Below are 23,682 nucleotides of genomic sequence, written 5' to 3' on the forward strand. Positions count from 1 at the left end.
GGGTGCATGACCGTCATACCCGTGGCCTACCTGGCCTCCACTTTCCTCTCCCTGCTCGGAAACTCGATCGCCGCCGTCGCCCTGCCGCTCATCGTGCTGCAGGTCACCGGCAGCGCCCTCGGTGCCGGTGCCGTCGCCGCAGCCACCGCGGTTCCCGCCATCCTCGCGGGACTGTTCGCGGGCGTGATCATCGACCGCGTCAACCGGCGTACCGCCTCGATCGCCTCCGACGTCATCTCCGCGCTCGCCGTCGCAGCCCTCCCCGTGGTGGACCTCGTCTGGGGGCTGAACCTCGGGTGGTTCGTGATCCTCGGGATCGTCGGTGCCCTCGGCGACGTGCCCGGCATGACGGCACGCGAGACGCTCCTGCCCGCGATCGTGCGCCACGGCCGCTGGGGCGCCGAACGTCTCATCGGGGTGCGGGAAGCGCTCGGAGCGATCGCGATCCTCCTCGGCCCCGCCCTCGCCGGCGTGCTGCTGGTGATGCTCGACGGTGCCGGCGTGCTGTGGGTGACGGCGGTCACCTCCTTCGCCGCCGCGCTCATCACCCTGCTATTGCCGCGGCGAATCGGTGCGCTCGCCGACAGCACGGTCTCGCACACGAACGGGTGGTCACAGCTGCGGGAAGGATGGCGCGTGCTCGCGGGCAGTCGGTTCCTCGTCGCGACGACCTCGCTCAGCCTGCTCTCGGTGCTCGTGCTCGCCTCGATGCAGGCCCTGATCCTCCCGGTCTACTTCACCCTCGAGGGAGAACCCGGTCTCCTCGGCCTCGTGCTCTCGGCGCTCGCCGCCGGGATGCTGGTCGGCGGGGCGCTCTACGCCGTCGCGGGTATGCGCGGGTCGCGCCGGGGGTGGTTCCTCACCGGACTCCTCGGGAGCACGGCGGGCTTCGCACTGATCGGCGCCCTGCCGTCGGTGTGGGTCGTGCTCGCGGGCGCCGCGGTGGTGGGCCTCGCCGCGGGCGTGTTCAACAGTCTCATCGGCGTGCTCATGATCGAGCGCATCCCGGAGGCGCTGCGCGGCCGCATCCTCGGTACGCAGAACGCGGTGCTGACAGCGGCGCCGCCCCTGGGGATCGTGCTCGCCGCCGTGCTCACCGAGTACGCGGGCGTCGACACGGCTGCCGTGCTGCTCGCGAGCGTGTGGCTGATCGCCCTCGTCGTCGGGATCGCCGCGAGGTCACTGCGTAGCCTGGAACCCGTGACCGACACGGAGGCGGGGTGAGCCGCCATGCGCAGCGGTGAACTCGCGCGCCTCGCCGGCGTCACGGTGCGCGCCCTCCGGCACTACCACCAGGAAGGCGTCCTTCCCGAGCCCGAGCGCGGGAGCAACGGCTACCGCGAGTATCGCGTGAGCGATCTGGTGCGGGTGCTGCGCATCCGTCGTCTGTCGGCGGTGGGCGTCCCGCTCGACGAGATGACCGCGCTGCTCGACGGGGAGACGGCGGATGCGGGTGCCCTCCTCGACTCTCTCGACGCGGAGCTCGCGGCGCAGATCGATCGGCTGGCGGCACAGCGTTCGCTGATCGCGCGGCTGCGCGCGACCGACGCAGCGCCCGACGTTCCTCCCGAGCTCGCCCCTCATCTCGCGGTGCTCGCCGCGGCCGGTGGCCCCGCCGGCCTGGCGAACATGGATCGCGATCAGTCCGTGCTCCTTGCCCACCTGGCTGGAGAGGAAGGGATGCCGCGACTCACGCGCCTCTATGAGATCCTCAGCGCCCCCGCCCTCAGCCCGATCATCGCCGAGATCTCGGCACGCTTCGCCGAGATCGACTCCGACACCGCATCCTCCGAGCTCGACGGGTTCATCGAGACCGTGGTGACAGCTTTCGGTCCGGTCGTCGCCGAGGTGACGGATGCCGGCGGCGCCGTCGACCTGGGGCCGGGCGCCGGGATGATCGACGACCTCGTCCGCATCCAGTTCACGCCCGCGCAGCGTCGCGTGCTGCGCGAGATCGAACGCCGTCTGTCCTGACCCTGCCGGCGCACCTCGTCCACGCCCGCGGCCGCTCATTCAACCCACCGCCCTGGCCGCGAGACTGCATTTCGAGCACGAGATCACTGTGTTTACCCGTGATCTCGTGACGAAAATGCAGTCTCGCGGGGAAGGGGGAGGTGAGGGGAAGGAGGGCCGGCCGCGGGGGTCACAGCCGCCGAAGGAGGAGAACGCCGTCGTCGATCGTGGACGCGGTGCCGTCGGGGGTTGTGACGGGGCGCGGGCGGGTTTCGGCGACGACGGTCTGCCACGCGGAAGCGTCCAGGGCCAGTGCGGCGAGCTCTTCGTGCAGGTCGGGTAAGTCGGCGTGCTGCGCATCGGCGTGCGACCACGGCGGGACGGACGCGTGCGACACCACGAGCAGGTGTCCGCCCGCCGCGACCCGGGACGCGGCGGCGCGCAAGACGTCGATGCGGTCCAGCGTCACGGGGGAGTGCAGGAACGACGCGGTCACAAGATCGAAGGAGCCCTCCGGCATCCCGTCCGGAAGCTCCGCTCGCACGAAGCGCGCGCGCTCGCCGAGGTCGGCGCTCGCCGCCGCCGCGGTGGCCCGAGCGATGGCCGTCTCGCTGATGTCCGCTCCCGTGACCTTCCAGCCCTGCTCCGCGAGCCACAGGGCGTCGCCTCCCTCGCCGCAGCCCAGATCGAGCGCCGTGCCCGGCGACAGGGATGCCGCCACATCGGCGACCGTGTGATTGACGCGGCCCGACCACATCCGCTCGTCTCCCGCGTACCGGCCTTCCCAGTACACGGCGGGTGCCGCCAGGCGGTCGAGATCCTCCTCGACGAGCACGGCGTTCACGCCCGCCCCCACGAAGGATGCGGTCCCCATGGACAGCGGCACGTTGGCGCTCGGGTCGACGACGTTGCCGGCGGCCCAGATGCGCGGGTGACTCGTGCGCCCGAGACGGTCGACCTGGATCATCGCGCCCATCGGACCCTCCGCGCGCACGAGGTCGAGAGAGTCGAGGAAGCCGTCTAGCGGAACGGGGCGACCCGCGGTGAAGATCGCCGACACGGCGACCTCGCGCCCATCAGCGGTGCGCACCGCGTCGATCCGGTCGCCGTCACCGAGCACCTCGACGACCGGCGAGCTCACCAGCCGCACTCCGCGTGCGAGCAGCCGGTGGCGGAGCCCGGGATCGAGCTCGCCGAGGCCCGCGGTGAAGACCACCACGTCATCGCTCCACTGCGTGAGCAGCTGCGCCTGGTGTGCACCGAGCGGCGAGGTCGTCAGCACGCCGATGGTCTCGCCGCGCACCTCCCAGCCGTGGCAGTAGGGGCAGTGGAGCACCGTCCGGCCCCACCGTTCGGCGAGACCGGGGATGTCGGGGAGCTCGTCGCTCAGTCCGGTGGCGAGGATGAGCGCGCGAGCGCGGTGCGTGGCGCCGTCGATGAGCGTGACGGTGACGCCGTCGTCGTCGGCGTCGAGGTGCGACACCCTTCCGTCGACGAAACGACCGCCGTACCCCTCGACCTCGGCACGGCCGCGGGAGCGCAGCTCGCCCGGCGCCAGACCCTCGTGGCCGAGCACCCCGTGCATGTGCTCGGCGAAGCGGTTGCGGCCCGACCCGGCGTCGACGACCGTGACGGCGCGACGAGCGCGCACGAGCATGAGGGCCGCGGAGAGACCGGCGGGGCCGGCGCCGACGACGAGGACGTCCGTAGAGTTCTGCATGAGCCCATCACACGGCTACTCTGCAACTATGGCAAGCGATCTTGCAGAAACAGCAAGCCCCTCGATTCGTGCCGAGCTCGACGAACTCGGGATGCGGCTGCGCACCGTCCGTCGTACCAAGGGCTGGACGCTCGACGACCTCGCGGCGCGCGCGGGCCTCTCCTCGAGCACGCTCTCACGGCTCGAGTCGGGCAAGCGTCAGGCGAGCCTCGAGCTGTTGCTGCCGCTGGTGCGAGAGCTCGGGATCCGCATCGACGACCTCCTGCAGCCGCGTGACCAGGATCCCCGGGTGCGGCGCACCCTCATCCACCGCGAAGGCCACCTCGTCCTCCCGCTGGCCCCGGAGGGGTCGCCGACGAACGCGTTCAAGATCACCTATCTCCCGGGTGCGGAGCCCGAGCAGCGGGTGCACGACGGGTTCGCCTGGTTCTACGTGCTCTCCGGGCGGTTACGACTGCGTCTGGGGGAGCAGGACCTCGTGCTCGTGCGTGGCGAAGCGGCCGAGTTCGATACCCGCACCCCGCACGCGATGTCCGCTGCGCGCGGCAAGCCGGTACAGGTGATCAGCATCTTCCACGGCGACGGCGACCGCATCCACACACACTCCGAGTCCGTATGACCCGGCCGCGCATTCAGTGCTCGCTGAGCGCGGATTCCTGAGGCACGGCGGCTTCGGTGAGCCGGGGGGATCCGCCGATGAACCAGTACACGAGACCCACGAGCACGGCGCCGCCGAACAGGTTGCCGAGTCCGACCCACAGCAGGTTCGTGCCGAAGTGTCCCCAGGTGGCATCCGGTACGCCGGTGGCGAGGCCGATCGTGTAGGTGGTCATGTTCGCGACGACGTGCTCGAAACCCGAGGTGATGAAGGCGAGGATGGCGCAGAAGATCACGGCCAGCTTCGCGCCGTCGGAGCTGAGCCGGGCGCACATCCAGATCGCCAGGCAGACGAGCAGATTGCACAGCGCGCCGCGGACGATGAGCTCCACCGGTCCCTCGTGCGCCTTCGCTGCCAGCATGTCCGCGAGCATCGTGCCGGCCGCGGCGTTGCTGTGCAGCACACCCGAGGTCGCCACGAGCACACCGAACACGATCGAGCCGGCCAGGTTGGCGCCGAAGGTGGCGAACAGCGCACCGACCGCCGGTCCCGGACGTATCGCACGCAGGTACGTGCCCTGGGCGAGCGTCATCATCGACGAGGTCACGAGCTCGCCGCCCGCGAACACGACCAGCGTCAGCGCCACGCCGAACACGAGCCCGCTGACGAACTTGCCCCATCCGCTGCCGGCCGCCGTCAGCGGCCCGGCGGCGCTGACCATCAGCACCACGCCGACCCCGATGTACGCACCGGCCATCATCCCCGACGCGAGAAAGCGTCCGGGATGCCGCAGGCCGTGCACCTTGTGCTCCGCCGCCGGTGCCTGCACGTCGACGAGCGCGCGTTCGATAGTCAGCATGTCCGATCGGACGCGAGTGGTGGGCGCGTCCGCCTCCTGCGTCGATCGTCCTCCGGATGCGGGCGCGCGCCGCGCCCGGTCAGCCGTGCATAAACCGGATCAGAGCCCGAGCGCGGCGAGGAACGCGTTGCGGAAGGTCCCGCCCGGATCCAGCCGTTCGCGCAGCGCGATCGCGTCGTCGAAGCGCGGATGACGTGCGCGGATGTCGGCGGCTGCCATCGTGAACACCTTGCCCCAGTGCGGTCGGGCGGCGTACGGGGCCAGAGCATCTTCGATGCGGGGGAGCACGGCGCGTACGGCCTCTTCATCGCGCCGCCAGGTGAAGTGCAGTCCGACCGAGTCGCGACCGTAGGCGCCGCTGAGCCACAGGTCGTCGGCGGCGATGGTGCGCACTTCGTTCACGAGGAGCAGCGGGACGAACCGTGGTGACAGCTCGCGCAGCGCCCTGATGGCGGCAGGGGCGTCACGGCGGTCGACGAAGTACTCGCTCTGCAGCTCGTCGCCCTGCGATGGCGTGAAGCCGAGACGGAAGTGCGGCAGGCGCTCGAGCCATCGACCCGCGACCCCTCCCTGCACGGTGCAGTTCTCGGCGGAGACACCCGGCAGCGGATGACGGGGTTCGGATGCGGGCGCAGCCCCCAGCACGGAAGCGGGTGCGGGAGCCTCTCCCACGCATGCCTTGAGCCAGAGCTGATCGGCGACGTCGGGATCCGACCAGGTGCTGAACAGGCTCACGCTGTGACCGAGCGAGGTCACCGCCGACAGGTCCTCCAGCGCCGCATCCCACGGCACGCGCTCGTAGACGGTCTGAGCGATGTCATAGGTCGGCTCGATGTCGAGCTCGACGTCCAGCACGACGCCGAGCGCTCCCAGCGACACCACGACGCCCGAGAACTCGGGGTCGCCGCGCCGGAACCACCGGATGGTGCCGTCGGCGAGAAGCAGCTCCACGCCCGCGACGGAGCCCGCGAGCGACCGGTTGCGGTCGCCCGACCCGTGCGTTCCGGTCGCGATCGCCCCGGCGACCGAGATGTGCGGCAGGGACGCGAGGTTTGCGAGCGCCCAGCCCTCGGCCTGCAGACGCTCGGCGATGTCGCCGTAGCGCAGACCGCCGGACACCCGCGCGATGCGGGCCGCCGGATCGATCTGGACCCGCGCCGGCAGGGCCGCCGTGGACAGCAGGATGCCGGGGGTGTCGGCGATCGCCGAGAAGGAGTGCCGGGTGCCGAGCGCGCGCACCGCATCCGCATCCCGCACGGTGCGAGCCGCCTCCTCGCGGGTGGTCGGCGCAACGAGCGTGCCCTGGTAGGTCAGATTCCCGGCCCAGTTCTGCAGTGTCATCAGCTCTCCTCGCGTCGTCGCGGCACGAAGCGGGGCACCCACCGGATGAACGCCGCCGCGCCCAGCAATCCCACCACGCCCATCGCGCCGGTCGCCACCGACAGCGACGCGAGGGCTGTCAGGGCGGTGAGCAGAAGCGGGGCGACGGCACCGCCCGCATCCGTGAGGGTGCGCCATGAGCCGAGGAACGCTGCAGGCTCGTTCTTCGGCGCGACGTCAGCGCCGAGGGTCAGCAGAATGCCGCTGGAGAGTCCGTTTCCGACGCCGAGCACGGCGGCGAACATCGCGAACCACATGTTCGCCGAGCTGAGATCGTGCGTGAGCGACAGTGCGAGGAAGCCGGTGCCCATGAGGATCATGGCGGGAAGGGCCGCCCAGAGCCGGCCGAAGCGATCCATGACCTGGCCGCTCGCATAGAAGAGTGCGAAGTCGATCGCTCCGGAGATGCCGACGACGAGGGCGATGGTGGGGGCGTCGAGACCCAGGGAGAGGCCCCACAACGGCAGCACGACCTGACGCGCCGACCGGACGGCCGACAGGGATGCTGCGGCGACGCCGAGGCGAGAGAGCACCCGCCGGTGCTGCCACATCGTGCGGAACACGCCCGCCCGCTCGTCGACCGGGATCGACCCGGTGACGGGCTCGCCGCTGTCGTCCTCGGGTGCGGGCGACCGGTCGGGGGCCTCGGAGGTCTTCTCGGGGTCGGGCCCCAGCAGCACCAGCAGGACGGTGGCCACGAGGCAGACGATGAAGAACCACACCGCCGAGAGCTCGTCGCCGACGGCGACCAGGAGGCCGGCCGCGATGAAGGGGCCGACGAACGTGCCGAAGCGGAACGAGCCGCCGAGCAGCGAGAGTGCGCGCGCCCGGAACGCGATAGGAACGCGCGTCGTCATGAACGAATGGCGGGCGAGACCGAACGCGGCCGCGCAGAACCCGATCACGAACACGGCGACGGCGAGGATGGCCGTGTTCGGTGACAGCAGCATCGTCACGGAACCGGCGATCGCGAGGACACCGCCGATCGCCATCGTGAGGCGTTCGCCGAGCCGTGCCACCGACCAGCCCGCCGGGATGTTGCCACAGAGCTGCCCCACGACGAGGAAGGAGGCGATGAATGCGGCCTCCGCGACATCCGCTCCGCGCTCCGCCGCGAGGATCGGGATGAGGGGGATCACGGCCCCTTCGCCGAGGGCGAAGAGGATCGTGGGGCCGTAGATCATCGGCGCGAACCGCCAGAGCAGAGAGCTGACGCGGTCGGACACGTGCATCCACGATACTCTGGGGTGCCATGCTCGAATTCGATCCGTCAGCCGACATCCAGGCCCTCCGCTCCACCTTCAGCGACATCAAAGCCGTCGTCGACGTCGACGCCCTCCGGGCAGAGATCGATCGGCTCTCCGAGGAGGCCGGCGCCCCCGACCTCTGGGATGACGTCGAGAAGGCGCAGAAGGTCACCAGCGCCCTCAGCCACCGTCAGGCCGAACTCAAGCGCGTCACCGAGGTCGAGCAGCGTCTCGACGACCTCGACGTGCTCGTCGAGCTCGCCAACGAGATGGACGACGAGGACTCCGCCGAGGAGGCGCGTCGCGAGATCGCCGAGCTCGAGGACGTCGTCGGCCAGCTCGAGGTGCAGACCCTCCTCGACGGTGAATACGACTCACGGTCGGCGGTCGTCACCATCCGCTCCGGCGCGGGCGGCGACGACGCCACCGACTTCGCCGAGATGCTCATGCGCATGTATCTGCGCTGGGCCGAGCGTCACAAGTACCCCGTGAAGGTCATGGACACCTCCTACGCCGAGGGCGCGGGCATCAAGTCCGCGACCTTCGAGGTCGACGCCCCCTACGCCTACGGAACCCTCTCCGTCGAGGCCGGCACCCATCGCCTCGCCCGCATCAGCCCGTTCGGCTCCGCCGACAAGCGGCAGACGAGCTTCGCCGCCGTCGAGGTCATCCCCGTCATGGAGGAGGCGCAGGAGGTCGAGGTCCCCGAGAACGACATCCGCGTCGACGTCTTCCGCTCCTCGGGCCCGGGGGGCCAGTCGGTCAACACGACCGACTCGGCGGTGCGCATCACGCACATCCCCACCGGCATCGTCGTCTCGATGCAGAACGAGAAGTCCCAGATCCAGAACCGCGCCGCCGCCATGCGGGTGCTGCAGACGCGCCTCATGCTGCTGCAGCGCGAAGAGGAGGCCGCGAAGAAGAAGGAGCTCGCCGGCACCATCACCGCGAGCTGGGGCGATCAGATGCGCTCCTACTTCCTCTACGGCCAGCAGCTGGTGAAGGATCTGCGCACGGGGCACGAGGTGGGCAACCCCGCCACCGTGTTCGACGGCGACCTCGACGGCTTCATCGCGGCCGGCATCCGCTGGCGTAAGCGCAAAGACGAGGACTGATCCGGCGCGCCGGGTGTCGCGCCCGACATCCGTAAGAAGCGCGCTTAGGCTGTCACAGCCATGATCCGGTTCGAGAACGTCACCAAGCGGTATCGCGGCACCTCCCGACCTGCGCTGCAGAGCGTGGACTTCGAGGTGCAACGCGGAGAGTTCGTCTTTCTTGTGGGGGCGTCCGGCTCCGGCAAGTCGTCCTGTCTGCGCCTCATCCTGCGCGAGGACTCGCCCAGCGAGGGCCGTGTCATCGTGCTCGGTCGCGACCTGCGCTCGGTGCCCAACCGCAAGGTCCCCTACTTCCGCCGTCAGATCGGCGCCGTCTTCCAGGACTTCCGGCTCCTGCCGACCAAGACCGTCTTCCAGAACGTCGCCTTCACGCTGCAGGTGATCGGATCCTCCCGTGGGTTCATCCAGCAGGCGGTGCCCGAGGCGCTCGCACTCGTCGGTCTCGACGGCAAGGAGAAGCGCCTGCCGCACGAGCTGTCCGGTGGTGAGCAGCAGCGCGTCGCAATCGCGCGCGCGCTCGTCAATCGTCCGCAGATCCTCCTCGCCGACGAGCCCACCGGAAACCTCGACCCGGCGACGTCGGTCGACATCATGCAGCTGCTCGCGCGCATCAACGCCGGTGGCACCACGGTCGTCATGGCGACGCACGAGGCGGGCTTCGTCGATCAGATGCAGCGCCGCGTCATCGAACTGAAGGGCGGCGAGATCGTGCGCGACGAGCGACACGGCGGGTACGGCGACACGTCCGCCATCCCGCGTCTCGCACCGGAGGTCGAGAAGGGCGCGGCGGCTGTCGCCGCTCTCACGGCCGTGCTCGACGTGCACCGCGAGATATCCGAGACCGGTCAGATCGCGCCCTTGACATTGGATGCGGCCGTCGCCGCCACCGAGCAGGCCGCACGCGCCGAACCGGCGCACGCGGCGGCGGTGGCCGAGGCGAAGGCCGCAGAAGCACTGGCGGCTCGTCTGGCCGAGGAGGAGCGTGCGAAGCGCCCCGAAACCGAGCTGCCCGCAGAACTGGGACTCGCCGACCGACTCGGTCTGGGTACGTCCGACGACGAGGTGGGACCCACGCGATGAGATTCGGACTGATCATGGGGGAGGCCCTCAGCGGTCTCCGTCGGAACGCCTCGATGGTGATCTCCGTCGTGCTGGTGACCTTCGTGTCGCTGACCTTCGTGGGCGCGGCCGTGCTCATGCAGATGCAGATCGGCAAGATGAAGGACTTCTGGGTGGATCGCGCCCAGGTCGCCGTCTACATGTGCACCAGCGTCTCCACGGCCGGCACCTGCTCGGACGGCGTCGCCACCCAGGACGAGATCGACCAGGTCACCGCGGAGCTCAACGGGCCCGCCCTGTCGCCGCTCATCAAGGAGTTCACCTTCGAGACCAACGAGCAGGTGTACGAGAAGGCGATCCAGCAGCTGGGCTCCGAGTACGAGAACATCGTCACGCCCGACCAGTTCAACGCGACGTTCTCGATCAACCTCGTCGACCAATCGCAGTCGGATGTGATCGCGGAGGCGTTCGGAGGCAGCAAGGGCGTCGAAGAGGTCAAGGACCAGATGCAGTACCTCGAGCCGCTGTTCTCGGCCCTCACGATCGCCACGTACATCGCGGTCGGGATCGCCGGCCTCATGCTGGTGGCCGCCGTGCTGCTGATCGCGACCACCATCCGGTTGTCGGCGTTCGCGAGACGCAAAGAGCTCGGGATCATGCGTCTCGTGGGCGCCTCGAACAGGTTCATCCAGACACCCTTCATCCTCGAGGGCGTGTTCGCCGCTCTGATCGGTTCGGCGCTCGCGAGCGTCGGGGTGTGGGCGACGGTGGAGTTCGGGATCAACGGGTACCTGCGCGAACGCGTCGGATTCGTCACCACCTGGGTGGGCTACTCCGATCTCGCCCTCGTGATCCCGGTCATCGTCGTGATCGGCGTTCTGCTGGCCGCGCTGTCGGCCGGATTCGCCATACGTCGGTGGTTGCGCGCCTGATACCAGGGGCGCTGCGCTTGCTAGACTGATGGGCTGCCGCGCGCCGTGCGGTCGCACGAAGGAGAGAGCATGCCCAGGGAACGCGGAGAGAAGGTCGTCGCGACCAACCGCCGCGCGCGCCATGACTACACCGTCGAGAAGACGTACGAGGCCGGCCTCGTGCTCACCGGCACTGAGGTGAAGTCGCTGCGTCAGGGGCGCGCCAACCTCACCGACGGCTACGCCTACATCCAGGGCGGAGAGGCGTTCCTCGACGCCGTCCACATCCCCGAGTACTCGCAGGGGCACTGGACCAACCATGCCGCCAAGCGCACGCGCAAGCTCCTCCTGCACAAGGACGAGATCGTGAAGCTCTCGCACGCTGTGTCGGCCGGGGGCTACACACTCGTACCGCTGCGCCTGTACTTCTCCGATGGGCGCGCGAAGATCGAGCTCGGTGTCGCGAAGGGCAAGCGGGAGTACGACAAGCGCCAGACTCTGCGTGAGCGACAGGACACCCGCGAGGCGGAGCGGGCGATGCGCCTGCGCAACCGCGTCGGGGAATGACCACGGTGTCTCCGCTCCAGCGTCGGCTCTCCATCGCGTGAACGCTGACGTGTTCGCTCGCGAGGTGCGCAGACGCTCGGGAGCATCGGAAGATCCTCTCAGCGAGCGCTGAACCGGGCCTCGACCCCCACCGCGACGACGACTTCGTCCGGACGCACCGCCACGGCAGGGTCCGCGGCCACGGACCTCATCGTCATCGGTCCGGCGGGGGCAGGGCTGGATGACAGGAGTCCCGCATCGGCGATCTCGACGGCCGTGACATGGTGCAGCCCGAGCGACGCCGCGTAGGAGCGCGCGCGAGCGACCGCATCCTGCACCGCTGCGCGGGCGACCCGGTCGCGTGCATCCAGCGCGGTCGCTTCTCGCAGCCGCCAGTCGATGCCGTCCAATTGGACAGCGGCGTCGGCAGTGGCAGCGTCGATCCACACGGACAGGGCATCCACATCGTCGAACACGGCTCGGAACTCGAGCGAAGCGTGGTGAACGGGATCCAGGCGGATGCCGTCGGGTCCCCACGGGCGATCGGTGAAGACCTGGGCGCGCGAACTGATCCACGACACGAGTCCGTCGGAGTCCGCTTGTGCGTCGAGCTGATCGCGCAGCCGCTGACCGGATGCCGCGAGCTGGGACATCGCCTCGCCGCGGTCGGGATGCTCGACGCGCACGGTGATCCGGGCGACGCCCTCCTCGGCGGAGATGCGCTCCTCGTGGGAACCGCGGACCGTGATCGTGACGTCCTCGCTCATGCCGGACAGCCTACGGAGGTTCAGGCGGGAAAGATCTGGCCGACGGGGAGTCGCTTCTCGGCCTGGAAAGTGTCCTCGTTACGGCCCGCCGCCCAATAGGCCGACAGTGAGAGGTCGGCGCGCACAACGCCCCTCCCCGCGAAGACGGCCCGCAGCTGTTTCATCGCCTCCCGTTCGCCGTGCGCGAAGACCTGGACGCGACCGGCTGGCCACGCAGCGCCGGCCACGGCCTCGACGAGGCGCGAGCCGGGAGCACCATGGGCTTCGTCGACCCAGATGACGTCTGCGGATGCGGGCAGGGCGATGCGGTGGGCCGCCGAACGGGTCTCGGCGATGACAGTGGCGCGCACCCCCTCGGGCAGAGTCTCGAGTGTCGCAGCGATCGCGGGGAGCGCGGACTCGTCGCCGACGAGCAGCCGGTGGTCGGCGGTGACATCGGGTCGGTACCCGCCGCCCGGGCCCGCGAAGGTGAGCAGGTCGCCGGGGCGTGCTTGCGTCGCCCATCGGCCGGCGACGCCCGTGTCGCCGTGGGTGACGATGTCGATGTCGAGTGTGCGCGCTACGTGGTCCACGCTGCGCACGGTGTAGGTACGCACGCTCGGCAAGGCGTCGAACGGAAGGCGCGCGCGCAGCTCGGCCAGGTCGTACGGCGGCGTGAGGTCGCTCCCTGCCGGGGGAATGTGGAGCTTCACGTACTTGTCCGTCTCGTCGCGGTCGATGAAGGAGTCGAAGCCGCTTCCGCCGAGGGTCACGCGCACCATCCCGGGGGTCAGCGACGTGGTGCGGACCACCTCCAGCGTCACCTGCGGGCGAGGAGGGCGGCGAGGAGCGGTCATCCCTCGATGCTAGCCACGGCACTGTGCTCGACGGTGCGCGGGAATGGCGACCGAGCCGCATCCGTTGTAGTCTGTGATGCTCGCGGGTTCGTCCCGCGAGGTGACAACTCCACAGAGCGACAATGGTTCCTTCCACCGAAGGATTCACGGGGATGATCGGTTTCGACATCGCCTGCGAATCGCCGAGAAGCGGGCCGAGGATGCAGGGTTATCTCGTAAACGCTCCCTGTACACCAATAAGTGCCGAATCCAAGCGCACTGACTTCGCCCTCGCTGCCTAAGCGAGCCCGATAGTCCGTCAGACCGTGTGTGATCCCGCCACGGACCCTGGCGTCATCTAGGGATCTTGCTACGTACCGGCGTCTGGACGGTGCGTGGGACTCTTCCCAGACTGGGCTCGTCGACTTATGTGTCTGTGCTAAAAGTCGGAGCCGAGCAGAACGTCTCCACAGACTGCGCCCGGAGAAGCCGCCGTATCACAGCGATGGACGGGGGTTCGATTCCCCCCATCTCCACCAACCGTTGTCGCTCATGCGAGTGCGAGAGGCCGTCCTTCGGGGCGGCCTCTCAGCGTCTGTGCCGGCGCGCAGGAAGTGGCTCGGAGCTTCCAGGAGCTCGGAATGCTCGGCTGAGCGGTGTCCTAGGGTGGAGAAGACCGCGCCGCTGGGGTGATGGCGGTCTGACTGGAGAGATTCATGCCGTCAGCAACGAAGAACGTCGGGATCATGCTGCCTCGTGATCTGCCCGTCGCGGAGGTTCTGGACTTCGCGCGGAACGCCGAGGAATCGGGGTTCGACGAGATCTGGGTCGTCGAAGACCTCGGCTACCGCGGCGGGATCGCGCAGGCGGCGTCGGTACTCGCGGTGACGTCTCGAGTGACGGTCGGTGTGGGCATCCTGCCTGCCGCCGTGCGGAACGTCGCTTTCGCCGCGATGGAGATCGCGACGCTCGCGCAGCTGCATCCGGGGCGCCTCGTCGTCGGGGTCGGTCACGGCATGCCGGGCTGGCTGACGTCGGTCGGTGCGTGGCCGCAGAAGCCGCTGACCTTCCTCCGCGAGTACGTCGTCGCTCTTCGTACACTCCTCGAGGGCGCTCAGGGGCCCGAGCGCGGCGCGTACGTGGATGTCGAAGGACTGCGTCTGAGTGAGACGCCGGATATCGTTCCTCCGATCGTGCTCGGCGTGCGCGGACCGAAGTCGCTCGCGACCGTCGGTGAGGTCGCCGACGGCGTCGTGCTCGCCGAACCGGCCGCGCCCGAGTACATCGCTCACGCCCTGGAACGGATCGGCGACGTCGAGACGCGCGTGATCACGTACGATCTGGCGGTCGTTGCCGATACGACGGATGCGGCGCAGGCGATCGTGCGGCCGGCACTGGGCGTTCTGGCCGAGAGCGACTGGCGCCCCCACCTCCTGCCGCTGCCGTACGCGGAAGAACTCTTGCAGCGCGCTGCGGAGCTTCCCGTCGACACCTTCACCCGGACACTACCCGCGGAGTGGGTGGCGCAGCTGACCCTGTCGGGCACGGTCGACGAGGTGCGCGCCGGCATCCGACGGCGTCACGACGCCGGCGCGACCACGGTCGTCTTCATCCCGGTGGGGCAGAACCCGAGCGCGGCGATTCGCGCCCTCGCCGAAGCGCTTCCCGCGCGTCGCTGACGGGGAGCGGCGCCGCCTCGACGGCGCTCAGACCCGTCGGTACTGGGCCGTCACGGGGCAGCCGAACGGGTCGCTGGCTGCGAGGCCGACCCGGTTGAGGTACTCGATGACGATCGCGTACGAGCGTACGAGCGAGGTCTCCGTGTAGGGCACGTCGTTTGCGCTGCAGAAGTCCCGCACGATCTCGCGCGTCTTCGCCAGGTGAGGGCGCGCCATGCTCGGGAAGAGATGGTGTTCGACCTGGTAGTTGAGTCCGCCCATGAGGGCGGTGGCCCACCATCCGCCGCGGATGTTGCGTGACGTACGCACCTGCTTGGAGAAGAAGTCGAGCTTTGCGTCCGGTGCGATGACCGGCATGCCCTTGTGGTTCGGAGCGAACGACGCACCCATGTACACGCCGAAGACGGCGAACATGACGCCCAGGAAGGCGAACGCCATACCTACGGGCAGCACGAGGAAGACGGCAGCGAAGATGACCGCGAAACGTGCGCCGATCAGGGCGAGCTCGGTGCCGCGACCCTTGACGGGGTCACGCGAGAGCAGGTGCTTCACGCTCAGGAAGTGCAGGTTCAGGCCTTCGAGCGTCAGCAGCGGGAAGAAGAACCACCCCTGCTTGCGTGTGATGAGTCGTCGCAGACCACGGGCCGAGGCCGCATCCTCGTCGAGGAACGAGATCGTGTCGACCTCGATGTCCGGGTCCTTGCCCACCCGGTTGGGGTTCGCGTGGTGACGGCTGTGCTTGGAGTCCCACCACGAGTAGCTGGTGCCGACGATGCCGATGAGAACTCGGGCGAGCCTGTCGTTGGCGGGACCCGTTGCGAGGATCTGACGGTGCGCTGCTTCGTGGCCGAGGAAGGCCACCTGGGTGAAGATCACACCGAGCGACGCCGCGATCAGTAACTGGAACCAGCTGTCGCCGAGGAGAACGAAGCCGGTGACGGCACCACCGAAAGCGAGGGCGAGCGTGACGCCGACGAGGGCGTAGAACCAGGGGGCGCGTCGCAGCAGTCCGGTCTCTCGCACCACCTCCGAAACCTGGCTGTACGCGCGGGCGATCGGGGGGAAGTCTTCTTTTCGGGCGTAGGTCTGGCGAACCGGACCGAGCGTTGCGTGGGGGGAGACGAGCGTGGCGGAGATGAGGGATTTCCGTCCTGTGAGCCGGCCGCCATCGGCCGCCGGTGCGAGCCCTCGACGAATGCCGAGGCCTGCGGCCCACGCTAACCGTGCCCACATGCCGCCAGCTGTATGTAGCCGGTGCATCGTCTGCCGATGCGCACAACCGAGGTGGGTGCTAGACTAGACAGAACCCCGCAACCGGGGCAGCAGGTGAGTAACAGATGTCAGCTCATTGAAGAGCGATATTGTTCGCCACCGAAGCAACCGCACCTCGGGTGCCTCTGATCCTTCTCGTGTGCAGTGTCCGCGAGTCCTGAAAGTTCTTGTGTTTATCCCCATCCCCACCGGTCCTGAGACCGCGACGGCGCCTGTGTGGCGCCAGGCCGACGACGCCGTTTTCGTGGCGACCATCGCCGGCGAGTACGCGGGCTTCGTGGAGTCGGTCGACGACACCCATATCGCGCACAGCGCTCTCGGCGAGCGCGTCGGTGTCTTCGCCGAGCAGGAAGATGCTTTCGTCGCCGTGGTAGCGGCACGGACGTTTTCCGCATACGCTCGCGAACACGCGGACAAGTTCCGCGTCCCACATCGTCCGTTCCGTAGACATAGGAACGGCACACCCGGTCGCCCCGGCGGCCAAAACAACAGAAGGAAAGACACGATGGCCACTGGCACCGTGAAATGGTTCAACTCCGAGAAGGGCTACGGCTTCATCGCTCCCGATGACGGCTCGGCCGATCTCTTCGCACACTTCAGCGCGATCGCTGGCAACGGCTTCAAGGAGCTCCGCGAAGACCAGAAGGTCGAGTTCGACGCCGAGCAGGGCCCCAAGGGCATGCAGGCCGCGAACATCCGCGCGCTCTGACGATTCGTCGTCCCAGAAGGCCCCCGCAGCACTGCCGCGGGGGCCTTCGTCTTGCACTCCGCGGGCTCGGATCCGTGAGAGCATGACCTTCGGGGTCCGCCCGATGACGCACGACGTGCATGAGGATGCGCGGGAGGAAGTTGCCATGCCGTTTCGAAGCCTCGAGATGCTCGAGTCCTGGCTCGGTGAGTTCCGTGAGCTCGGATACCCGATCGCCGGCACGGTGAAGGTCATCCCGCAGGACAGCGAGTTCGGTAGTGACACCGGCCTGGTGGGTGTGCGCCTGATGAATGCCCAGACCGTGACCTACATCCAGCCTGCCGAACCCGGCTCGACGAGATGGGTCGTGACGTTCGAGGCGCGTGACACGGACCTCCAGCTGGATGCGGCCGGCGCCTTCCGTCTGTCCATGGAACTCGCCATGGTTTCGGCCCTGTGCACCTTCCTTCAAACGAAGTCGAAGGCCTACATGGCCAATCTCGCCACCTGACTCACGCGCTCCGCGCGACGCTCTCCTCGGTGAGGCGGGTCAGCAGTGCGGCGAGTTCGTCAGATCGCGCGCCGAGGTTCGTCTCGACCGCCCGTTCGAATCGACGGTCGAATTCGGTCAAGGCCGACCACGGTTCGGTCGTGAGGTCCACTGTCGCAGTGATGTGGTTGCCGCGGCGGTCCTCGGCATCCGACTCTCGACGTGCAAGTCCGCGCTCGACGAGGCGATCGACGAGTGACGTGACCCCAGCCGATGTGATGCCGAGATAGTCCCGGAGCGCGGAGGGGCGCACGCCGGGATTGTCGACGACGAAGAGAAGTGCGCGCGCGTCCACTTCGCTGATGCGGAGCTCTTTGCGCGCGGCGACGAGCGCGTCGTTGCGGGCAGCCGAGTACGCAGTCAGGGCGCGCGAGAGTCTCGAGGTCGAAGCGGCTTCGCTGGGCATCCGCATAGTCCTCCGTCGGTCGGGTAGTACCGCTGCACAGCTTAGCCAGGCTTCGAGGATTATTTAGCTATGTAACTAAAATGAGGGATATCTCATCTATGTAGCTAAAATCGCGAACTAACTGTTACTGTCTTCTCCAGAACGACATGGACGCCGAGGAGCGGACGAAAGTCCGGGTCGTCGCGAATTTCGGCTTGGGGGAGACATGACTGTTGCATCACCCGCGTGGGCTTCCGACGCCGCGCGCCGACGCTCGACGTACGTGCCGCTTCAGCGCGGGGGGTTGTGTTCGGCGACGCAGGTCGCGCTGGTCGCGTCGTGCGTGGTCGCCGCGTCCGCATCCGTTGCGCTCGGCGCTCTCGCGCTCATCTGACATACCGACTCAGGGGAAGGGACACCATGGGAAAGTTGTACTACGGGGCTGACACGGAGGCCGTCGTCATTCCCGACCGCCTGTTGAGCCACATCAAGGTGGTGGCGGCCACCAAACTGCGCCGCAGCGAGTCGTTCACTCTCTCCTGGGTGCACGCACCTGGGGAGCCCGCGGGACGCTCCACGCTCTGGCTACAGCCCTCCATTCCGATGCGATTCGTCTTCGACTCCGTCGAACCGGAACAGCTGGACCCGGCGACGCTTCGTACCCTGGCCGACCAGGCCGCGTCGAGTGCCGGCATGCACGTCGACTTGACGAAGGACGATTTCGGCATCTCGAAGAGCACCGCCGAGCGAAAGCTCGCCTCCGTCGCCTGATCCGACATCTCACGAAGCCCCGAACCGCTCTCTGCGGTTCGGGGCTTCGTTTCTCTCGCCCCGTGGCCGCTCACGAACCCGCGACCGTCGGACCCGGCCTCCGTCCGATGTCAAGGCCCTCGGTGTGGGGGTTTATCGCGCGCAGCATGGCCGTCAGGTATCCGACCACGACGAGAGGACGATCATGAACACGACCGCCGACCCGCGCGAGGGTGAAGGAGCCGAGGGTTTCCCCGGGCAGGAGCAGTCGCAACCCGGCAAGACCGCGCCGATGCATCCGCAACCGGACCACGGCGAGCAGAGCTACCGCGGATCCGGCCGGCTAACTGGCCGACGCGCGCTCATCACCGGCGGCGACTCCGGAATCGGGCGAGCGGTGGCGATCGCCTTCGCCCGTGAGGGCGCCGACGTCGCGATCGGCCATCTCCCGGAGGAAGCCGACGACGCCGCCGAGACGGTGCGATGGATCGAGGAGGCCGGAAAACGCGGCGTCGCCCTCGCCGCAGACATCCGCGATACGGACGCCGCCACGCAGATGGTCGAGCAGGCGTACGAGCAGCTGGGAGGTCTCGACCTGCTGGTGCTCAACGCTGGCTACCAGCGCGATCGCCAGAGCATCGACGCCATCCCGCTGGATGACGTGAACCGGGTCTTCGACACCAATCTGGTCGGCATGATCGCCGGTGCGCGCGCTGCGGTGCCCCATCTGCAGGAGGGTGCTTCGATCATCGTCACGAGTTCGGTGCAGGCGTTCTCGCCCTCGCCGTCGCTGATCGACTACGCCATGACGAAGGCGGCGCAGGTCGCCTTCGTGAAGGCTCTCGCTGAGGAGCTCGGGCCGCGCGGCATCCGGGTCAACGCCGTCGCGCCGGGACCGGTGTGGACGCCGCTGATCCCCGGTACCGGCTGGGACGAGGAGCGGATCGAGACCTTCGGCACGGATACGCCGCTGGGTCGCGCCGGGCAACCGGCCGAACTCGCGGGAGCGTACGTGTACCTCGCCTCGGATGCGGCGCGCTACGTCAGCGCCGCCGTCCTGCCGGTCACAGGTGGCAAGCCCCTCTGATCCTGGACAACCCCTGCCGGTCGTTCGTCTGCGGACCCTTGCATACGCATCGCGGACGACGACCGGCATCGGTGCGTCCAGGCGGTCGATCATCGAATCAGGGTCGTGACCGAGCGGCCGACAGGCAGGAGCGCAGAAGCAGTATGGGACGACTCTGGTACGGACGCGACGAGTATTTCGTGGTTGAGGACGATCTGATCGCGCACCTGCGTGTCGTCACGATGAACAAGCTCCGTCGGGGCGAGGCCTTCATGCTGACCGTGCCCACCGCGGATGGTACGGGCGGACGGCGGAGCCTGTGGATGTCTCCGGCGGTGCCGCTGTCGTTCACCTCCTCTCGACGCGGTACCGTGCAGATCAGGCGGGAGCTGGTCGAAGCGCTGATGGATGCGGCCAATAGCCCTGACGGACTCGACGTGCAGGAGCTGATGACGGGACACACTCCGTCGTAGATGCCCGCTGACCAGTGCCGTGAGAGCATGTCGACGTCGCAGACCCGAAGGAGCTCGCCATGCCCGATCCGCGCCGCCGCCCTCTCGGTACCGGAGCGCTGACGCTGGAGCCCGCCGAGGCTCCGGAGCGTTGGCGGCTCACGGGGACAGGTGAGGGTGCCCCCGAAGCGAACTGGGGACACTGGGTGCGTCTGGCGCAGCGGATCCTCGAGGTCGACGCCCTGTCGCGCGAACGGGAGGGACGCGGCGACGCCTGGGACGAGGGCTTCGCCGCAGGCCACGCTGCGCAGAGCGACGACACAGCGAATCCCTATCGCTGACCGCCACCCTCGGCCGCGATACGCAACGCATCTGCACCGAGGCTGAACACCTCGCGCTGCGCGCCGGCGATCGCCGCCGCGTCGTCGCCTCGTAGCTGGATCACCACGGTGACACGCTCGCCCTTCGCCGTCTCACCCGACCAGGATGCAGCGAGAACCCCCGGTGCCGAACCGCCCTTGAATCCCAGGTAGGGCAGGAGTGTCCGGTCGAGATCTGCGCCGATTCCCGGGTTCTTCGAAAGGATGGCGCGCACGGTCTCGTCGCCCGTGTCGAGCAGCGCCCGATGCACCGCCGCCACGGTCGCGGGGGTGGCGAACCAGTCGACGCCATATATCCAGACCGGGTGAGTGACAGTCGCCGCATCCACCGACAACGGCGCGGCGTCGATGCCGTCCAGAAGGCGTCGACGCTCCACCTCATCGGCGTCATGCCACTGAGCGGACAGTGCCGAGTCGCCCCAGCCGAGAGTGAAGAAGTCCTTCGTCGTCAGCCAGGGTGCATTTCCCTCGCCACCGACGCTCGCGAAGGCCGTCTCGACACGCTCCCGCCCGAGTCGCCGGATGAGCAGATCGGTCGCGGTGTTGTCGCTGATCGCGATCATCTCCTGGGCCGCATCGCGCACGGAGACCTCGGTGCCGGTGGGCTGATCCTGGAGGCGCCCGGAGGGCAGGCTCCGGTCCGCGTCGGTGAGCACGAGCGTCTCGTCCCAACGGAGCTCCGACGAGCGGACTGCTTCGGCGGTCGCTAGGAGCACGAACAGCTTGAACACGGAACCGAGAGGGGCAGGATCCTCCGCTCGATTGTCGATGAGTTCCTCATCGTCGCGGGTGATCAAGACCCCGAGTTCCCCGGGCAGTTGATCGAGGCGATCAGCGACCTCGTCGAGCGAGGAGGATGCTCTTCATGGCTCGGATGCCGGCCCGAGAAGGAAGGCGATGATCTTGTCATCGTCGTTGATGGCGACGGTCATGTCGAAGGGTTCGCCGACCGTGCCTCGGATCGTCGTCACGGCGGAACGTTCGTCGCCCTGATAGGCCGTGACGGTGAAGGGTGCCGCGGGCCGGATCTGCGTGTTGAGCAGGTCGGCGACCTCGGTCGCGGACACCTCTGCCGTGAAGACGGCGTCGAGGTGGGGCTCCCACTCGGCGGCAGTGGTGTCCTGCGCGGCGCCGAGGACGTCGATGATCCACGACGTCTTCTCTCCCACGGGGGTATCGGCGATCTCCACGGATGAGGGTGCCGTAACCGGCGCGTCGGGTGCGTCGGCGGCGGGCGCGCACGCCGTCAGGGCGAGCGTCGCGGCGGTGACGAGGGCGAGGGACGAGTGCGGGCTCAGCCGGCGGGGCATGGCGGGGTCCTTTCGTGGGGGATCCCATCCACGCTATGCACGGTGCGGCTCGGGCGCCTCCGCCTGGCGGGGGAGTTCTCGAGCGCTCGTCAGGAGCCGGGACGCTCGATCAGCAGCAGGCCCTGCTTGGTGTCGGCGAGCGTCATCCAGCCGTCGCCGAATTGATAGGTCATGCCGTAGCCGTCCGAGTCCGGGTTGAGCACGTTCGCCTTGTTCTCGGTGATGTACTCGTCGCCGATGCTCGTCCAGCCGCCTGCGAGCAGTTCGCTCCGGGCCGTCTGGGCTTCGGTGTCGCTCACGGGCGCCCAGCCGAACACCTGCACGTGATCGCTGGCGACCGAGTAGTCGCCCCAGACGCACTGAATGCCTTCGGGGAAGGTCAGGCTGCCGACGCGGAACACGTCTTCCTTCGCGGTCCATTTCGCCTTCGCGAAGTCCGCGATCACGTCGTCCGGGAGGAGCGATTCGCACGTGGCTGCGTCGATCGTCCCGGGTGTGGGCTCGCTGGTGGCGACCGGCGTGGGCGTGGCGGCGTCGGGCGCAGACGCGGGAGTGGATGCAGCGGGCTCCGGAGCGGCCTGGCCCGCGCAGGCGGCGAGCGAGAGGGCACCGGTGAGGAGCAGGGCGGCGCCGAGCGAGGAGCGGATGCGGCGCGTCATGCCGAGGCCTCCGAGACGGTAGCAGGGGTGAAGAAGTCGAGGAAGGTCTGATGGAGCGCGCCATTGGTGGCCAGCACTGACCGCGTGGAGAGCGAGTCGGTGCCGTCGAAGGCGGTCATCCGCCCGCCGGCTTCGGAGATGATCGGTCCGAGGGCGGCGATGTCGTACTCCTTGACGTCGAACTCGGCGACCATCTCGAGCCGCCCCTCGGCGAGGAGCATGTAGGGCCAGGCGTCTCCGTACCCGCGGTCGCGCCAGACGGTGCGCGAGAGTCGGATGACGTCGTCCAGATGACCTGCGTCATCCCACTGCGCGATGCTCTGGAAGCTCACGCTCGAGCGATCGAGGGTGTCGACGTTCGACACGGCGAGCCGGCGCGGCTGGGCGCCACCGTTCGTCCAGGCGCCCTCACCCTCGGCCGCCCACCACCGGCGTCCGATCGAGGGCTGGCTCACGACGCCGACGCGGGGCACGCCGTCGACGGCGAGCGCGATGAGCGTCGCCCAGATCGGGATGCCCTTCAGATAGTTGTGGGTGCCGTCGATCGGGTCGATGATCCACTGGCGTGCGCTGTCTCCGGCCGATCCGAACTCCTCGCCCAGGACTGCGTCGTCCGGCCGTTCCGCGGAGAGGATGTCGCGAATCGCCTTCTCGGTCGCGATATCCGCCTCGGTCACGTAGGACGCGTCAGGCTTGACCTCGATGCTGAGATCGGCGGCGTCGAAGCGCGACATGGCGACGGCGTCCGCCGCATCCGCCATTCTGAGGGCGAGCGCGAGGTCGTCGGAGAAGCTGCCCGCGAGCGCGCCGGAGGACGAAGTGGGGGACATGACCGTCAGCCTAGCGGGCCGACACCGGCTCGATTGGCGCTCCGCTTCGCCGGGTGCTAGCGTTGTCCCTCGGTTCGGAAAGTGAGTTTCTCGCTCCGGATCACGCACCTCTAGCTCAATCGGCAGAGCAACTGACTCTTAATCAGTGGGTTCAGGGTTCAAGTCCCTGGGGGTGCACGGATTGCCTCGACAGATCTCGCCATCTGCCGGGGCTTTCTGCTTTTGGGGGCGGCGATAGGCTGGCGCCGTGCAGCTCGAGCCGGTTTTCACCGCGGTCGCCGTGGGTTTCGAAGTCGTCGGAGCGACGGCGATGGTCGCGGGAGCGGTGATCGCCGTCATCCTCGCGGCGCGCGCCGTCGCACGCCGGGAGGGCGGACGGGCGGCGTTCATGGTGCTGCGGACGACGCTCGGGTCCGCGATCCTCCTCGGCCTGGAGGTGCTCGTCGCCGCCGATCTCATCCGCACGATCACGTCCAAGCCCTCTTTGGAGGATGCGCTCATCCTCGGCCTGATCGTGCTCATCCGAACGGTGCTGTCGATGTCGATCCAGATCGAGATCGACGGGGTGCTTCCGTGGCGGCGGGCGTTGTTGACGAGCGGCGGTCAACTGATCGGGGAGGCCGTCGCGCGCGACCGGCGCGCGTCATCCCGATGACGTCGGAGGGGTGGCGCTCGGTCGATAGTGTCGGGT

General features: G+C 68.5%; 28 protein-coding genes, 1 tRNA gene and 1 other RNA gene. 18 read left to right on the forward strand and 12 right to left on the reverse strand.

Annotation, left to right across the window (positions count from 1 at the left end; genetic code table 11):
- Positions 1 to 6 precede the first annotated feature (6 nt).
- Positions 7 to 1,224, forward strand: coding sequence for an MFS transporter (locus SK224_RS07145; protein WP_320434054.1), 1,218 nt, complete (start codon positions 7 to 9; stop codon positions 1,222 to 1,224).
- Between the two features lie 6 nt (positions 1,225 to 1,230).
- Positions 1,231 to 1,974, forward strand: coding sequence for a MerR family transcriptional regulator (locus tag SK224_RS07150; protein WP_320434055.1), 744 nt, complete (start codon positions 1,231 to 1,233; stop codon positions 1,972 to 1,974).
- 169 nt (positions 1,975 to 2,143) lie between these two features.
- Here the strand turns inward: SK224_RS07150 and SK224_RS07155 are convergent, their stop codons facing one another.
- Positions 2,144 to 3,673 (reverse strand): bifunctional NAD(P)/FAD-dependent oxidoreductase/class I SAM-dependent methyltransferase, encoded by a 1,530-nt coding sequence (locus SK224_RS07155; RefSeq protein ID WP_320434056.1) that lies wholly within the window; start codon positions 3,671 to 3,673, stop codon positions 2,144 to 2,146.
- 28 nt (positions 3,674 to 3,701) lie between these two features.
- On the opposite strand from SK224_RS07155, the gene SK224_RS07160 reads away from it, so the two are divergent.
- Positions 3,702 to 4,292 (forward strand): helix-turn-helix transcriptional regulator, encoded by a 591-nt coding sequence (locus SK224_RS07160; protein WP_320434057.1) that lies wholly within the window; start codon positions 3,702 to 3,704, stop codon positions 4,290 to 4,292.
- A 13-nt stretch (positions 4,293 to 4,305) separates the two neighbouring features.
- On the opposite strand, the gene SK224_RS07165 is transcribed toward SK224_RS07160, so the two are convergent.
- From SK224_RS07165 to SK224_RS07175, 3 genes are all read right to left on the reverse strand, one after another.
- Positions 4,306 to 5,130 (reverse strand): formate/nitrite transporter family protein, encoded by an 825-nt coding sequence (locus SK224_RS07165; RefSeq protein WP_320434058.1) that lies wholly within the window; start codon positions 5,128 to 5,130, stop codon positions 4,306 to 4,308.
- A 99-nt stretch (positions 5,131 to 5,229) separates the two neighbouring features.
- Positions 5,230 to 6,471 (reverse strand): FAD-binding protein, encoded by a 1,242-nt coding sequence (locus SK224_RS07170; protein WP_320434059.1) that lies wholly within the window; start codon positions 6,469 to 6,471, stop codon positions 5,230 to 5,232.
- Positions 6,471 to 7,742: an MFS transporter gene (locus SK224_RS07175; RefSeq protein WP_320434060.1), complete on the reverse strand. Its 1,272-nt coding sequence runs from the start codon at positions 7,740 to 7,742 to the stop codon at positions 6,471 to 6,473. The genes SK224_RS07170 and SK224_RS07175 overlap by 1 nt, the downstream gene beginning before the upstream one ends.
- Before the next feature lie 20 nt (positions 7,743 to 7,762).
- Here SK224_RS07175 and prfB point away from each other — a divergent pair, with 20 nt between their 5' ends.
- From prfB to smpB, 4 genes are all read left to right on the forward strand, one after another.
- Positions 7,763 to 8,872, forward strand: a complete 1,110-nt coding sequence (prfB, locus tag SK224_RS07180; RefSeq protein WP_234075202.1) for a peptide chain release factor 2 — start codon at positions 7,763 to 7,765, stop codon at positions 8,870 to 8,872.
- 60 nt (positions 8,873 to 8,932) lie between these two features.
- A complete protein-coding gene (gene ftsE / locus SK224_RS07185; RefSeq protein WP_320434061.1) occupies positions 8,933 to 9,952 on the forward strand; it encodes a cell division ATP-binding protein FtsE in 1,020 nt (339 codons plus the stop codon).
- Complete coding sequence (gene ftsX / locus SK224_RS07190; RefSeq protein ID WP_309736526.1) at positions 9,949 to 10,863, forward strand: permease-like cell division protein FtsX; 915 nt, start codon at positions 9,949 to 9,951, stop codon at positions 10,861 to 10,863. The genes ftsE and ftsX overlap by 4 nt, the downstream gene beginning before the upstream one ends.
- Positions 10,864 to 10,932: 69 nt before the next feature.
- The gene (smpB, locus tag SK224_RS07195) at positions 10,933 to 11,409 is read left to right on the forward strand and encodes an SsrA-binding protein SmpB (protein ID WP_243227580.1); all 477 of its coding nucleotides are present in this window, start codon (positions 10,933 to 10,935) and stop codon (positions 11,407 to 11,409) included.
- A gap of 98 nt (positions 11,410 to 11,507) precedes the next feature.
- On the opposite strand, the gene SK224_RS07200 is transcribed toward smpB, so the two are convergent.
- Complete coding sequence (locus tag SK224_RS07200) at positions 11,508 to 12,155, reverse strand: SIMPL domain-containing protein (RefSeq protein ID WP_320434062.1); 648 nt, start codon at positions 12,153 to 12,155, stop codon at positions 11,508 to 11,510.
- A gap of 20 nt (positions 12,156 to 12,175) precedes the next feature.
- Positions 12,176 to 12,991, reverse strand: coding sequence for a siderophore-interacting protein (locus tag SK224_RS07205; protein ID WP_320434063.1), 816 nt, complete (start codon positions 12,989 to 12,991; stop codon positions 12,176 to 12,178).
- 148 nt (positions 12,992 to 13,139) lie between these two features.
- Between SK224_RS07205 and ssrA the strand changes: the two genes are divergently transcribed.
- Positions 13,140 to 13,509, forward strand: a transfer-messenger RNA (tmRNA) gene (gene ssrA / locus SK224_RS07210).
- A 177-nt stretch (positions 13,510 to 13,686) separates the two neighbouring features.
- Positions 13,687 to 14,649 (forward strand): LLM class flavin-dependent oxidoreductase, encoded by a 963-nt coding sequence (locus SK224_RS07215; protein WP_320434064.1) that lies wholly within the window; start codon positions 13,687 to 13,689, stop codon positions 14,647 to 14,649.
- Between the two features lie 27 nt (positions 14,650 to 14,676).
- Here SK224_RS07215 and SK224_RS07220 read toward each other — a convergent pair whose 3' ends face one another.
- On the reverse strand, positions 14,677 to 15,882 hold the full coding sequence (locus tag SK224_RS07220; RefSeq protein ID WP_413816765.1) for a fatty acid desaturase family protein: 1,206 nt from the start codon (positions 15,880 to 15,882) through the stop codon (positions 14,677 to 14,679).
- Between the two features lie 544 nt (positions 15,883 to 16,426).
- Between SK224_RS07220 and SK224_RS07225 the strand changes: the two genes are divergently transcribed.
- Together SK224_RS07225 and SK224_RS07230 are read left to right on the forward strand one after the other, a co-directional pair.
- On the forward strand, positions 16,427 to 16,630 hold the full coding sequence (locus tag SK224_RS07225) for a cold-shock protein (RefSeq protein ID WP_137417306.1): 204 nt from the start codon (positions 16,427 to 16,429) through the stop codon (positions 16,628 to 16,630).
- Positions 16,631 to 16,775: 145 nt separating this feature from the next.
- Entirely contained in the window at positions 16,776 to 17,120 is a 345-nt protein-coding gene (locus SK224_RS07230; RefSeq protein WP_320434065.1) for a hypothetical protein, read from the forward strand.
- Position 17,121: 1 nt separating this feature from the next.
- Here SK224_RS07230 and SK224_RS07235 read toward each other — a convergent pair whose 3' ends face one another.
- Positions 17,122 to 17,565, reverse strand: a complete 444-nt coding sequence (locus SK224_RS07235; protein ID WP_320434066.1) for a helix-turn-helix domain-containing protein — start codon at positions 17,563 to 17,565, stop codon at positions 17,122 to 17,124.
- 205 nt (positions 17,566 to 17,770) lie between these two features.
- On the opposite strand from SK224_RS07235, the gene SK224_RS07240 reads away from it, so the two are divergent.
- The 5 genes from SK224_RS07240 to SK224_RS07260 all read left to right on the forward strand — a co-directional run bounded on the left by SK224_RS07240 (position 17,771) and on the right by SK224_RS07260 (position 20,153).
- Positions 17,771 to 17,938, forward strand: a complete 168-nt coding sequence (locus SK224_RS07240) for a hypothetical protein (RefSeq protein ID WP_320434067.1) — start codon at positions 17,771 to 17,773, stop codon at positions 17,936 to 17,938.
- Between the two features lie 26 nt (positions 17,939 to 17,964).
- A complete protein-coding gene (locus SK224_RS07245; RefSeq protein WP_320434068.1) occupies positions 17,965 to 18,315 on the forward strand; it encodes a hypothetical protein in 351 nt (116 codons plus the stop codon).
- Positions 18,316 to 18,499: 184 nt separating this feature from the next.
- The gene (locus SK224_RS07250) at positions 18,500 to 19,381 is read left to right on the forward strand and encodes an SDR family oxidoreductase (RefSeq protein ID WP_320434069.1); all 882 of its coding nucleotides are present in this window, start codon (positions 18,500 to 18,502) and stop codon (positions 19,379 to 19,381) included.
- Between the two features lie 143 nt (positions 19,382 to 19,524).
- Positions 19,525 to 19,833 (forward strand): hypothetical protein, encoded by a 309-nt coding sequence (locus SK224_RS07255; protein ID WP_320434070.1) that lies wholly within the window; start codon positions 19,525 to 19,527, stop codon positions 19,831 to 19,833.
- Positions 19,834 to 19,892: 59 nt separating this feature from the next.
- A complete protein-coding gene (locus SK224_RS07260) occupies positions 19,893 to 20,153 on the forward strand; it encodes a hypothetical protein (protein ID WP_320434071.1) in 261 nt (86 codons plus the stop codon).
- Here SK224_RS07260 and SK224_RS07265 read toward each other — a convergent pair.
- The 4 genes from SK224_RS07265 to SK224_RS07280 all read right to left on the reverse strand — a co-directional run bounded on the left by SK224_RS07265 (position 20,144) and on the right by SK224_RS07280 (position 22,991).
- Positions 20,144 to 20,989, reverse strand: a complete 846-nt coding sequence (locus SK224_RS07265) for a serine hydrolase (protein WP_320434072.1) — start codon at positions 20,987 to 20,989, stop codon at positions 20,144 to 20,146. The genes SK224_RS07260 and SK224_RS07265 overlap by 10 nt on opposite strands.
- A gap of 66 nt (positions 20,990 to 21,055) precedes the next feature.
- A complete protein-coding gene (locus SK224_RS07270; protein ID WP_320434073.1) occupies positions 21,056 to 21,502 on the reverse strand; it encodes a Cpe/LpqF family protein in 447 nt (148 codons plus the stop codon).
- A gap of 89 nt (positions 21,503 to 21,591) precedes the next feature.
- Positions 21,592 to 22,161 carry a hypothetical protein gene (locus SK224_RS07275; protein ID WP_320434074.1) on the reverse strand — a complete coding sequence of 190 codons (570 nt, stop codon included), beginning with the start codon at positions 22,159 to 22,161 and terminating at the stop codon, positions 21,592 to 21,594.
- Complete coding sequence (locus tag SK224_RS07280; protein WP_320434075.1) at positions 22,158 to 22,991, reverse strand: inositol monophosphatase family protein; 834 nt, start codon at positions 22,989 to 22,991, stop codon at positions 22,158 to 22,160. The genes SK224_RS07275 and SK224_RS07280 overlap by 4 nt, the downstream gene beginning before the upstream one ends.
- Positions 22,992 to 23,095: 104 nt before the next feature.
- Between SK224_RS07280 and SK224_RS07285 the strand changes: the two genes are divergently transcribed.
- Together SK224_RS07285 and SK224_RS07290 are read left to right on the forward strand one after the other, a co-directional pair.
- Positions 23,096 to 23,168, forward strand: a tRNA-Lys gene (locus SK224_RS07285).
- A gap of 70 nt (positions 23,169 to 23,238) precedes the next feature.
- Positions 23,239 to 23,646: a DUF1622 domain-containing protein gene (locus SK224_RS07290; RefSeq protein ID WP_320434076.1), complete on the forward strand. Its 408-nt coding sequence runs from the start codon at positions 23,239 to 23,241 to the stop codon at positions 23,644 to 23,646.
- Positions 23,647 to 23,682: the final 36 nt, after the last annotated feature.

The sequence above is a fragment of the Microbacterium sp. BG28 genome (assembly GCF_034044005.1).
Classification (GTDB): domain Bacteria; phylum Actinomycetota; class Actinomycetes; order Actinomycetales; family Microbacteriaceae; genus Microbacterium.